Here is a 10,648-nt window from a genome sequence, read left to right as displayed (position 1 = left end):
ACATCCGGACATGCGAAAATCTCCAAAGTGAAGCCATTGAAATCACTGGCATGTCGCACTTGGAAATAGAATGTACCAACCCACGAACAATGTGGCAGCAAGGTTGAAATGTCGCGGATTTCGCAAAGTTGAAATGTCATCTGCGGTTCTGCCAGCCCGTTAGAAATGCGACACTGGCTCAAACAATCAGCCCCCGACCGGACCGGCTGGGCCGGGTTGCAAGGGTAGGGAGGGGGCGGGTGATGGAACTCCCCCTTCGGCTTTAGCTTCCTTCGATCGTCACCCCAGAGGGAGACGATCGAGGAAGTAACCACGCTGCCGTATAAGGCATAGACTTGCGCGATCTTTTTGACAAACCGTGCTTTTCTATCTGAGAACCCGCACCGCCATTTAACGGTCCACGACCGCTCGGAACGTGATCTCAACGAGCTGTTGGGGAAAGGCGAGGCGCGTCACACCAATGATGTTGCTAGCCAGCTGAGGGAGATCGGAACCGTAGACTTTTTTCCGGATTTCAGAGGCGGGGCCGAAGGCTGCATCGACGTCCAGTACGTAAAGTGTCTCTTCAACCACGTCATCGAAGGTTGCGCCGAATTGTTGTAGGAGGACGCGGGCGTTCTCATAAGTTTGGCGAATCTGAGCTTCCATGGTGTCGAACGAAACTGGCTTTCCAGCGGCATCGATTTCGGCAGGTGCGACCAAATTCCCTTGGCTATCGTGGCTCAGCTGACCGGAAACATAGATCGTATCCTTAACCTTGACCGCTTGTGCGTAGCCAAATGCTTTTTCCCAGGCAACGCCGTGGTTTGCAGATTCAACGCGGGGTCTGTTTGCTTTGTTCGTCATCGTTGGCTCCTTCGAGAAATGTTTAGAACCCGAAACTGAACGAGTTTGACTGTCTCGTAAATTGCAATAAATCTGACGAGTGTATTGCGTTTGACGCAATGAACGGAGTCTTCTTTGTTGACCACGCGATATGGTGGGCGATGCGCTATTTCTGCGGATTGCTCGTCCGGCCAGATATGATGGTCTCTCCAACAATCTTGATTACGACGTCTTATGACAGCAATGGGCCAGCTGCAGTCTTCCGCTTTTGGCCGGAAGTGGATCATTCAGCCGCATCTATTTGAGCAAGAGCCTTTTGCCGTCTCGCAATGACGTCCGGATCATTCATGAAATCCGTGCGCGGACCGGGTTTGCGGCCTCTCGGCTTGTAGCCGATCTTCTCACTGTTGGTCTTTGGCGCAGGTGCGTGGTCTCGATCTTGCTGCTCCTTTATGTAGGCCAGCACTTCGCCGAGACGCTTGTTCTCGACCACAGCCGCATGGGTGACGCGCTGGTCCTTGTCGAAGATCTTGTAAGGCAACGAGTGACCTTTCCATCGAATATCCAGTCGTCCATCAGCGTAAGCGTATGTCTCGACATACTTTCCAACCAGGCCGCGCGTGACGTCGTTCTCCTCAAGCATGATGCGTTTGCGCTCATAGGAGAATGAAAGCTGTGCGCCGACGTGTCTTTGCTCGCGTTTGCAAAGCACGTCATTCAGCCTGCTTGGCGCCAGATTGACAGGCCGATGGAGGTTGTCGGGGCGGGTAGGGGTCACCGCAAAGCGGTCATTGTATCGCTCGATGAAGGCTGGCAGAAACGCATTGCCGGTCTCCATGTCACTGATATTGGCAAGCCTCAATTCCTTGACCAGCCGATCCTGCAGTGTCCTGTTCATACGCTCGACGCGTCCCTTGGCCTGGCTGGAATTGGCGCAAAGGATCTCGATGTGCAGCTCCGATAGCGCGCGACCAAACTGCGTCATGCCTTGCCCGCCCTTGGCGTCTTTCCGGGCGACACGAAAAACGGAATGTTTGTCGGAGTAAAAGGCGATAGGTGCGCCATGCTCTTCAAGGTAAAGCGAAAGCGCCTCGAAATAGGTGAAAGCGCTCTCCGACCGAACAAACCGCAGCTGCATCAGCTTTCCGGTCGCATCGTCGACGAAGACCAATAGCGAGCAGGCGGGCCCCCGATCCTCAAACCAACGATGCTCGGAGCCGTCTATCTGAACCAGTTCACCATAGGCCTCTCGTCGCAACCGCGGCTGATGAAACGTCCGCCGCTGCTTCCTCGAAAGCCATAGACCGGCATCCTGCATCCACTTGCGCAAGGTCTCGCGTGAAACCGTCACGCCGTGCTCTTCCTGGAGCTTCTCGGCCGCCAGCGTTGGCCCGAAATCAAGGTAGCATTCTCGCACCAGCATCAAAACATAATCACGGACGCCGGTGGCTATTTTATTGTTTGACGGCCGACCGATCGCTTTATGCCTTATCGAGGCAGCGCCGGCAGCCTCAATACGACTAATCAATCTCTGAATATGCCGGACGCTGATTGCCAGTACATGCGCCGCTGCGACAATGGTCATGCGGCCATCAACGACTTTCGACAAAACCTCGATCCGCTGCAAATCGCGCTCGCTCATGGTGATCAATCCCATCTGCATCTCCCAGACGTCTATCAGATCCGGGGAGTGTGACATTCTAACTTTGCAGAAACAGGACATTCTAACTTTGCGGCTACACACAGTAATCGCATAAGATAGATTATGGAACTGAAAAACTTGCGAACGCTTTATTTTTGAGGCGTTCGCGCTAGATCGCATCCATCATAAGCCTCTAACTCCGTTCGCTCGAACGTGATGACGGAAAATTTGTCTGAACTCCCTGAAGCTTCCAAATCCCAGCGAGATTGCCAGCCTCATGACTGTTGATTGCGAAACGCGACAATAATCGGCAAGCGAATGAGTTGTTCCGAACGCCACCATTTCGGGATGTGCGGCAGCCGTCCGCGCCACCCGTTCCTGGTCCCTGGAAAGCCTGACATGGGCCTCTGCAATCATGCCCTTGAGTTCGGCAAAAGTCGTCGGTTTTGCGATAACGATATCGTTTCTCATGATGGTTATCCCAAGACGGTGCGCAGTCTCGAAGGTTAGCCCGCTTCCACAGGCGAGCCCCTGAACTTCATTTGAATGAATTCGAATGCTTTCGCAGTATATTCCTTAGGCGGTGCGTTCGCCGGGTCCTGTTCCGCCTCGATAACCAGCCATCCGGTGTAAGCGCTGTCCTTGACGAAACGGACGACCGGATCGAAATCAACGACGCCATCGCCGGGGACGGTGAACAGACCATTCCGCACACCATCGTTGAAGCTGAGATCCTTCGAACGCACATCATCGTGGACTGCCATGCGGATGTCCTTCAGGTGGATGTGGACGATACGGTCCCCGAAGCGCTTGATCAGCTTTGCATAGTCAAAGCCCGCTGCGGCGGCGTGTCCGGTATCGAGAAGAAGACCGGCCTCCGGCCCGGCTTTACCTATGACGGCGGAAACCTCCTCGAAGGTTTCTGCGACCATCATCAGGTGATGATGATAAGCAAGCTTCAGGCCGTAAGCGTCGAAGAGACGCTTGCCAAAGTCGGTCAGGCGTGCGGAATAGGCGGCCCTGTCCGCAGTCGGCATGACAAGACGGCGGGACATCGGGGCATCGAACGGCGCCCCCGGCGTCATCATCGCAACTTCGCCATAGACGAGAACGCTGCATCCCATCGCTTTCAGCAGCGCGGCGTGATCCCCGACAGAGGCGATCTCGTCCTCGACCGACCTTTCCGCAAGCTGTCCCGAATGCCATCCTGATGCCAGGGCAAGACCTTGATTTTCAAGCAATGGCCTTAACACCGATGCATCGCGCGGAAATTTCCGGCCGAGTTCGATGCCCGCATAACCGTTCGATGCGGCCTCGGACAGACAGGTCTGCAGCGAGATCTCGGCCCCCAGATCCTCCAGGACATCGTTCGCCCACGAAAGAGGGCTTACCGCAAGGCGGGCTTTTGACAGGGGCAATGTCGTGTTATGGCCCATGGAAAATTCTCTCCTGTTTTTGAGCCTGTCTCCGTGACGTCACGTCGGCTTCGATACTGTGCAACCGCACCTCCTTTTCGGAATATCGGTTTGCCGGCGGGAGGGATATTCGCGCGCCGTCCCCGCCACAAGCCATATCAACCCATGCGGAACGGCTGTTTCTTCGACACGGACTCGATCGCAGCAAGTGCGATCGCCAGAGCGTTGCGGGCGTCGGCGCCTGTCGGTGCATCCTTGATCTCACCGTCGCGGACAGCCTCGACGAATGACGCGAGCTGGGCCGTATAGCCCTGAACGAAATGGTCCGTGTCACGACGCCAGGTGTCGTTGGAGACACCGTCCTTGTCGAAGAGCGTCATGCTGGAGCGGCGAACGTCGCCCATGGTGATCATGCCGCCCGAACCGAAGACTTCGCCACGGATATCGTAGCCGTACATCGCGCAGAAATTTGCCTCGGCGACGGCGATGGAACCATTGTCAAAGCGGATGTTGACAACTGCCGTATCGAGAAATCCCTTATCGCGGGCGTCCGGACGGACAAGCGCATCCGCCATCGCGAAGACTTCGACGGGTTTCGCGCCGGGGTTCAGCCACAGCAGCGTGTCGAAGTCATGGATCAACGTTTCGTAAAAGACCGTCCATAGGGGAATCCTGTCTGGATCGGCCCCGAATGGACCCGGGTCGCGGGTCAGCGAGCGGATGAGTTGCGGTGCGCCCACTTTCCCTGCGTCGATGGCCGCGCGGCCTTCAGCGAAGGCCTGGTCCCAGCGGCGGTTGAAACCGACCTGAAGCGGAACGCCCGCAGCTTTGGCCGCAGCGATACCACGGTCGGCGTCTTCAAGGGTGAGCGCCATCGGCTTTTCGCAGAAGACTGCTTTGCCCGCCTCGGCAGCCTGTACCAGAACGTTGGTATGGAAGCGCGCGGGGGTTGCGATGATGACGGCATCCAGACTCGGATGCGCCAGCATCTCAGCGACATCGGTGTAGGAAGCATCGACGTCCAGAATTTCAGCAAGCTTCGCAGCCGCACCGGGCGCAGGATCTGCGATGGCTACGAGTTCGGCGTCCACGATCCTCCTGGCAACGCTTTCACCGTGGAAGGAGCCGATGCGTCCGGCACCGATGAGACCGACATTGACAGTTTTGACCTTGGCCATAAGTTTTGTCCTGTTATGAAATTAGAGAGTGAATACTTCGCGGAAGGACGAGAGCGCAGCGTCCGAATCTCCGGCCGCCCAGGCTTCCATCCCGATCGGGCCGGAATAGCCCATGGCGTTCAATGCCTTGGCGACGCCGTTCCAGTTAACTTCGCCCGTGCCCGGCTCGCAGCGACCGGGAACGTCGGCGACCTGGATCTCGCCGATCCATGGCAGGCACTTACCGCACAGCTCGATCAGGTTCCCCTCGCCGATCTGCGCATGGTAGAGGTCGAGATTGAGACGGAGACGGGGATGGTCGATGCTCGATACCAGAGCCAACGTGTCTTCAGCGCGGCCAAAGGGCACTCCGGGATGGTCGACCGGGAGGTTCAGGTTTTCGAGCGTGAAGACGACGTTTTCCTCTTCCGCCAGATCAACGATGCGGCGTAGCGCGTCCTGCGCCTTCAACCACATGGCTCCCGTGACGACCTCGATCGGCTGAACGGGAAGCCCACGGTCGCCGAGGCCGGTTCCGTGAAGATTGAGCCGCTGGACGCCGAGACGCTTGCCGATCTGAGCAGTTTCGCGGGCTGTCCTGAGGAGTTCGGCCGTACCCTCGTCATCGGTGAGACGGCCCGTGAGATAGCCGTTCATGATTGTGAAGGTTGCGCCTGTCGCCTCCAGCTTGCCGATATCGTGCTCCGGCCAGTTCCAGAGGCCAACGCCGAATCCCAACTCCTTCAGGCGGGAGGCGCGCCATTCGATCGGCTTGTCCCGCCACAGCATCTCGGCGCAGGCGGCCAGTGGAAACGCGTTGTTATTGGCATTGCTCATCGGGGTGTTTCCTGGTTTTTGGAACATGGTTGTCCGAAGCGCGGCGCGAGCGCCGAGCCGCGTTTCGTTTTTGCGCGCTGCGTCAGATCGTTCCGCCGAGTTCCGCAGAGATCGACTGAAGTTCCTTGCCGCCAGCCATCAGGTTCTGGAGGCCATCGAGATTGATTTCGTCCTTAGCGAATGTCCCGAGCGTTTTGCCCCGGTTCAACGCCGTGAAACGGTTTCCCACCGCATAGGCGTGACGGACGTTATGGGTAATGAAGATTACCCCCAGCCCTTTGCTGCGCACCTGATCGATATATTTTAGAACCATCGAGGTCTGCGCCACACCAAGGGCGGAGGTCGGCTCATCGAGAATGAGCACCTTCGCTCCGAAATAGACAGCACGGGCAATCGCCACACATTGCCGTTCGCCACCGGAAAGGGTGCCGACGGCCTGCCCGGGCTCGCGGACATCGATGCCGATCCTTCTCATCTCCTCGCTTGTGACACGATCCGCAAATTCCATGTCCATGTATTTGAACGGACCGAAACCCTTGAGCGGTTCGCGACCCATGAAGAAGTTGCGGGTCACTGACATCAGCGGGATCATCGCCAGATCCTGGTAGACGGTAGCGATGCCCGCATCGAGCGCACCGCGCGGACCGTTGAAGGCGTGCGGTTTTCCTTCGACCAGAAAGTCGCCCGATGTCGGCTTGTGTACGCCAGAAAGCGTGTTGATGAGGGTGGACTTGCCTGCTCCATTGTCTCCGAGAAGGCAGAGAACTTCGCCGGCATGGACGCTCAGGGAAACGCCGTTGAGTGCGATGATGGACCCGAAGTGCTTCACGAGGTTCTTGACCTCGACGAGTGGCGTGTGAGTGTTGCTCATCAGCGTTCTCCCGTCACGCGCTTGCGAATGAGGTTGTTGAATATGACCGCCGTTAGAAGCATGCCGCCGAGGAAGACGAGGTACCAATCCTGATCGATGGAGGTGTAGGTCAAGCCGATCAGCACCATGCCGAAGATGATGGAGCCGAAGAAGGCGCCGATTGCCGAACCGTACCCGCCCGTCAGAAGACATCCGCCGATAACGGCCGCGATGATGGCTTCGAATTCCTTCTGGAAGCCGCGCCGGGCGTCGGTGGAACCGGCATCGAGAACCGTTAGTATTGCAACAAGTGTGGCGCACATGGCGGTGACGATGAACAGGGTTGTTTTCACACGGGCGACAGGCACGCCGGATTTGCGGGCGGCCTTCGGATCGCCGCCGGATGCGAAGATCCAGTTACCAAAGCGCGTCCGAAGCAAGACCCATGTGGCGACGAGCGCAATAAGGACGAACCAGAGTATTTCGACAGGGATACCCGGAACCCTGGGCGCGCCGTTCGGAAAAGTGTCGATGATCCCGGCATTGGCAAGCCATTTAAACAATCCGGGAAAGGCATCACCGGAGAACAGCGGAGCGAGCGGGCTGTCGACAACCGCTTCCTTCATTCCGCGAAGCTGGGTTGCGCCGCCGCTTGCCCATTTCAGTCCGACGAGCGTGAGGCCGCGGAGAATGAAGAGGAATGCGAGTGTGACAATGAATGACGGCAGTCCGGTGCGCATTGTAAGCTGGGCATTGGTAATGCCAATGACCACGGCGAAACCCAGCGCGATCAGGATTGCGACACTGAGCGGCAGATCAAGGACAACGAGCGCCGTGCCGAAGACGAGGCCCGCAAAGGCAACCATGGAGCCGATAGACAGATCGAACTCGCCGCCGATCATAAGAAGCGCCGCGCCAATCGCCAGAATTCCAAGCTGGGCGGCTGGCGCCATGAAATTGACCACGCCGGCAAGCGTAAACATGGCGGGGTTGGCAGTGGAAAAGAAGAATATCGTTACGACGACCAGTCCTGCGACAGCGCCGAGTTCCGGACGCCGGGCGAGTGCGGTCATGGTCGATACCTTTTTCAGGCGTTCGTCAGATCGAGCCGAAGACCCGTTCTGTTCGTTGGCCAGCGTCATGGTCGTACCTCAGAGTTAAGTTGTTTTCCGTGCGCCATCGGTTTCCACTCACGCGTCACGCGGATCGGATGTCGGGCGATGAATGCAGCTCCCGCCGGAAGAGCGGGAGCTGCCGCAGGTCCCGCTCAGCGGACCCCCTGGGAGGATTTCTCGATAACCGAAGCCGCCGCGTCCTTCTCGACGAAGCTCGGACCCGAAGCGACATTGCCGGCCGGGATCGTCCCGTAGCGGGCATTGAGCGCGAGGAGCGTGACCGGGAGATAGCCCTGAAGATAGGGCTGCTGGTCGACGGCAAAGAGCGCCTTGCCCTCGGATACAGACTTCAGAAAATTGGCCGAAAGGTCATAGGAAGCAACCTTGACCTTGTCGCCATTGCCCATCTTCTCAACGACAGCCACCGCGCGCTCACCCACGAGTGGAGCGGACAGGCCGAGAACAACGTCGATGGACGGATCGGAGGTCAGAGCAGCCTGAATCTTGGACTCGATTTCGGCAGGATCCGCAGTCGCCGGCAGAATGGTGACCTTTCCACCTTCGAAGCCCTTCTCAGTGCCGGCGCAGCGCTGGTCGAGAGCGGCGTTACCGACTTCCTGATTGACGCAGAGAACATGTTTCAGGCCGAGCGACTTGAGCTTTGCACCAACTTTCACGCCCGCCGGAAGTTCGTCCTGACCGACGTGGAGCTTGATGCCGAGCTTTTCAGCGGCGGCAATGCCCGAATTCATGGAAATGACCGGAATGCCGGCGGTAACGGCCTTCTCGATGGCCGGGCCAAGCGCGTCCGGATCGGGATTGGAAATCACAATGCCCGCCGGGCTCTGATTGACCGCAGCTTCGATAAGTTGCGCCATGGCAACCATATCGAAGGTCTCAGGCGCGCGATAGTCAACCTTAACATTGATGTCCTTACCGGCCTGCATCATCCCGTTCTTGACGATGGACCAGAATGGGTCCGACGCCTGACCGTGAGTTACGGCAATGATGCTGGGCTGTTCGTCAGCCTTCACACCAACCGACCATGAACCTGCAAGCGAAACGGCAAGAGCTGCGGAAGCCAGATACTTCAAAATCGATTTCATTTTTTCCTCCTCAATACCATCCACTCCTCTGGACGGAAATTCGAATGCTACCGGGTGCAAAGTTGCTTGCTACCGGGTGCAAGCAGGTGCATCCTATGTCAGAATACGTTAAAAGCAAGAATTAATTTCATTGATATCAAGAAATGGAATGTACGTTCCATTTCGGGAGAGGTTATGCGCAAGAGAGCAACGGCAAAACAGGTAGCGGAAGCCGCCGGGGTATCGAAATGGACCGTGATCCGCGCATTTACGCCGGGCGCCTCGATCACCGAAGAGAGCAAACGCAAGGTGCTGGAGATTGCGGCGGCACTGAATTACACCCCTAACCTGCTGGCCCGCAGTCTCGCCACCAACACCACTGGACAGGTTGCCGTCTTCGTTGACGACTTCTCGAATCCGCAGAAACTGCCGTTCCTGGAAGCACTGACGGAGAAACTTCAGGCTGCGGGACTGGTGGTGATGCTCATTAACATCAACAACCATTTCGACCATGTGAACGCGCTGCTCCATGCCGACCAGCGGCAGGTAGACGCAATCGTGCTCTTCGGTACGGCGTTTCGCGATGAGACCCTAATCGATCTGCAGCACGGCAACGGAATACCCCCGATGTTCGTACTTGCGCGCGACAGCCAGATCGAGGGCGTTCCCGCCGTCGTCTGCGACGCGGAACTTGCGTTGAGGGAGATCGTCGATCATCTCCATGCGAAGGGCTACAAACGGCCCGGCTTCATGAGCGGAGCTGCGGCGCTGTCAACGGCATTGCGGCGTCGCCACCACTTCACCGAGTTCTGGGCGCAGAAGGGAATAACGGAAATCGCCCTTCTGTCCGCCGAGAAATACAGCGCCGAAGCCGGGGCCGTATCTGTCAGGCGCTATCTGTCCGAGACCGCAGCGCAAGATCGCGTCGATGTGCTGATGTGTGAGAACGATATTCTGGCAATCGGAGCCTTGGACGAAATCCGCGGAAAATTCGGCCTTAGAGTACCGGAAGAGATCGCCGTCGTCGGCTTTGACAATTACGAATTGAGCGGATCGTTTGCCTATGGTCTCACGACCTATGAACAGCCGCGCAACGAAATGGTTGATGTGATCCTCAAGATGATCAAGGGAACGATCGAACTCGAAACGGTGACGCTGCCGGGCACGCTGATAGTGAGGAAATCGGCATAGCAGCCCCGACGTCAGGATCGTAACACTCTCCCATCATGCGAAACAGCTGGACCCGATACTCTGGTGCGAGCGTTGCCCACGCTCCAGAGGTAACAGTCGCTCAAGGAGGTTCTGGCGAAGGCTGGTTTTATGTTGGCTCGTCATCTGCATTCTTACCAGTGATCAAGCTGAAAAACTCTTGAATGGCGTGGGGTGGATGCTGGGGATGTTTGGTGTCAATGAAGGCGAATTTAGCAAAGGTCAGTATCCTCCCGACGACCACCGCTTGTGCCAAAAGGAGTCTTGAAGCGCGACCAGCTACCGAACATTTAAAATTGGACTGCGGAGACTGGCGACCGGTCTGTTGGGATCATAACAGCCGGGGGCGCGTCCCCAATCTCCGCAATGAGATGGTTATTCCGCACAGATGGCATGATCAAGACAAAGGTGCCGTCATTTACTAACGAGATCGACGCGCGTCCGGCGTGTGAGGTTTGAGCCAATTGTCAACTGCCAGTTCCATTGCATGAGGTATAGCCACCTTTTCTATAA

The 10,648-nt window shown here is 57.2% G+C and carries 10 protein-coding genes; 1 reads left to right on the top strand and 9 read right to left on the bottom strand.

All coding sequences use genetic code 11. The features are described from left to right. Nucleotides 1-390: 390 nt before the first annotated feature. The 9 genes from V6R85_RS24785 to V6R85_RS24745 form a co-directional block, all read right to left on the bottom strand. Complete coding sequence (locus V6R85_RS24785) at nucleotides 391-846, bottom strand: Rid family hydrolase (RefSeq protein WP_111785186.1); 456 nt, start codon at nucleotides 844-846, stop codon at nucleotides 391-393. A gap of 262 nt (nucleotides 847-1,108) precedes the next feature. Next, nucleotides 1,109-2,482, bottom strand: coding sequence for an ISNCY family transposase (locus tag V6R85_RS24780; protein WP_336377330.1), 1,374 nt, complete (start codon nucleotides 2,480-2,482; stop codon nucleotides 1,109-1,111). Between the two features lie 168 nt (nucleotides 2,483-2,650). After that, nucleotides 2,651-2,938: a MurR/RpiR family transcriptional regulator gene (locus V6R85_RS24775; RefSeq protein ID WP_077998740.1), complete on the bottom strand. Its 288-nt coding sequence runs from the start codon at nucleotides 2,936-2,938 to the stop codon at nucleotides 2,651-2,653. A gap of 35 nt (nucleotides 2,939-2,973) precedes the next feature. Continuing rightward, nucleotides 2,974-3,903, bottom strand: coding sequence for a myo-inosose-2 dehydratase (gene iolE, locus V6R85_RS24770; protein WP_020808112.1), 930 nt, complete (start codon nucleotides 3,901-3,903; stop codon nucleotides 2,974-2,976). Nucleotides 3,904-4,040: 137 nt separating this feature from the next. Continuing rightward, nucleotides 4,041-5,060: a Gfo/Idh/MocA family oxidoreductase gene (locus V6R85_RS24765; protein ID WP_020808113.1), complete on the bottom strand. Its 1,020-nt coding sequence runs from the start codon at nucleotides 5,058-5,060 to the stop codon at nucleotides 4,041-4,043. Nucleotides 5,061-5,081: 21 nt separating this feature from the next. Next, entirely contained in the window at nucleotides 5,082-5,876 is a 795-nt protein-coding gene (locus V6R85_RS24760) for a TIM barrel protein (protein WP_020808114.1), read from the bottom strand. Between the two features lie 82 nt (nucleotides 5,877-5,958). Beyond that, the gene (locus V6R85_RS24755; RefSeq protein WP_020808115.1) at nucleotides 5,959-6,747 is read right to left on the bottom strand and encodes an ATP-binding cassette domain-containing protein; all 789 of its coding nucleotides are present in this window, start codon (nucleotides 6,745-6,747) and stop codon (nucleotides 5,959-5,961) included. Beyond that, a complete protein-coding gene (locus V6R85_RS24750; protein ID WP_087747263.1) occupies nucleotides 6,747-7,868 on the bottom strand; it encodes an ABC transporter permease in 1,122 nt (373 codons plus the stop codon). Before V6R85_RS24750 ends, V6R85_RS24755 begins: the two co-directional genes overlap by 1 nt. A 125-nt stretch (nucleotides 7,869-7,993) precedes the next feature. Further along, nucleotides 7,994-8,947 (bottom strand): sugar ABC transporter substrate-binding protein, encoded by a 954-nt coding sequence (locus V6R85_RS24745; RefSeq protein ID WP_020808117.1) that lies wholly within the window; start codon nucleotides 8,945-8,947, stop codon nucleotides 7,994-7,996. Nucleotides 8,948-9,121: 174 nt separating this feature from the next. Between V6R85_RS24745 and V6R85_RS24740 the strand changes: the two genes are divergently transcribed. Further along, nucleotides 9,122-10,117, top strand: coding sequence for a LacI family DNA-binding transcriptional regulator (locus V6R85_RS24740; protein ID WP_020808118.1), 996 nt, complete (start codon nucleotides 9,122-9,124; stop codon nucleotides 10,115-10,117). Nucleotides 10,118-10,648 lie beyond the last annotated feature (531 nt).

The sequence above is a fragment of the Agrobacterium sp. CCNWLW32 genome, assembly GCF_037083425.1.
Classification (GTDB): domain Bacteria; phylum Pseudomonadota; class Alphaproteobacteria; order Rhizobiales; family Rhizobiaceae; genus Agrobacterium; species Agrobacterium radiobacter.
The sequence above is the reverse complement of the archived record's forward strand: the minus strand, read 5'-3'. Positions and strand labels throughout refer to the sequence as shown.